The 1,647-nt window shown below is 78.1% G+C and carries 1 protein-coding gene; it reads right to left on the reverse strand.

Annotated features, from left to right (window positions below):
- The coding region (locus tag AB0J52_RS39450; RefSeq protein WP_500188225.1) for an AfsR/SARP family transcriptional regulator at positions 1-1,232 on the reverse strand (1,232 nt) is incomplete at its 3' end.
- Between the last annotated feature and the right edge of the window lie 415 nt (positions 1,233-1,647).

Consider the following 1,647-nt stretch of genomic DNA (forward strand, 5'->3'; position numbering starts at 1 on the left):
GCCGCGTCCGCGGCGTCGTCGGCGAACACCAGCACCCGCCGCCCGGCCAGCCGGGACCGGTAGGCGGCGGCGCGCGCCTCCACGGTGTCGGGGATGTCGCCCGGCCGGACGCCGAGCGCCCGCAGGACCTCCCCGAGCACGGCCGAGACCTCCCGCGGCACCATCGACGCCCCGGCGAGCTGGACGTGGATCTGCCCGTCCGGGTAGGCGTCCTCGACCCGGTGCGCCACGTGCAGCGCCAGCGCGGTCTTCCCGATCCCCGGCGGACCGGTGACGTGCACGATCGGCGGGACCGCGCTGGTCGTGCGGAGCAGCGCTTCGAGTTCGTCGCGCTCGGCGTCGCGGCCGGTGAAGTCACGCACGTCCGGCGGGAGCTGGCGCAGCGGGGGCAGTTCCCGGACGGTCCCGGCCGCCGTCCTGCCCGTCGCCGCCGCGCGTCCCGCGCCGCCCGGCCGGACCGCCTCGTCGCGGCGGACGCGCTCGGCCAGCCCGCGCAGCGCCTGGCCCGGTTCGGTCCCGGTGGCCGCCGTGATCGCCGCGCGCGTCCGCTCGTAGCTGCGCAGCGCCTCCGCCTTGCGCCCGGACCGGTGCAGGGCGAGCACCAGCGCCCCCGCCAGCGACTCGTTCAGCGGATCGTCCTCCAGCCAGGCACGCAGGTCGGGGATCAGCTCGCGGTGGCGGCCGAGCGCGAGCAGCGTCTCGGCGGCCTCCTCCCGGACGCGCCGCCGCTCGCCGAGCAGCCCGGCCCGGACGCCGACCAGCGACGGGGTGCGCGGCAGGTCGGCCAGCACCGGTTCGCGCCACAGGGCCAGCGCCCGCCCGAACAGCTCCGCGGCCTCCTCCCGGCTCCGCTCCGCCTCTCCGGCCGCGTCGGCGGCGGACGCGGCGGCGCGGGCGAGGGCCTCGCGGGCGCGCGCGGAGAGGTCGCGGAAGTCCGCCAGGTCGAAGACGTCCCCGGGGCGCGGGACGATCCGGTAGCCGCCGTGGCCGAGCGGAAGCCGGTCCCGGGTCAGGGCGCGCCGCACGCCGCTCAGGCACGTCTTGACCGCGCCCGCGCCGCGTCCGGGCGCGTCGTCGCCCCACAGCAGCTCGCCGAGCGCGCGGGCGGACACCGGGCGGCCCGCCCGGACCGCCAGCACGCAGAGCGCGGCCCGCTGGAGCGGCTGGGACGGCTCGACGCGCGCGCCGTCGTCGGCCGTCACCTCCAGCGGCCCGAGCATCCGGATCTCCACCGCGTCCTCCCTCCGTCGTGATCATGGTGGCGTGCCGTCCGGGGTGCGGGCGACGCGGGGTGTGGCCGGATATGGCCAAAGTCAAGCCGAGTCAGGAACGGAGTGCGGACCCGGACCGCTCCTGCCTGCGCCGTCACGGTACGCCCCGGGGCCGGTCAGCGCGGTCCGCGCGGCCCGATCGGTCCCGTGCTGACCTTCGGCTGACCTCCGCGCTCTACGCTCACCCCACGGACGAAGATCCCCGCGGCGGATCCGGACGGAGGTGACGGGTTGAGCCAGTCCGACTCCCCGCCGTGCGCCGATCTCCACCCCGCCCCTTCCGCCCTCCGCGGGCGGAGACCCCATCACCGCACGGACGCGCCTCCGGCCCGCCTGGAACTCGCGCGATCAACGTCCCGCGGGACGCGCGAAGTTC

It is taken from the genome of Spirillospora sp. NPDC049652, assembly GCF_040675125.1.
In the GTDB taxonomy this organism is placed as follows: domain Bacteria; phylum Actinomycetota; class Actinomycetes; order Streptosporangiales; family Streptosporangiaceae; genus Spirillospora.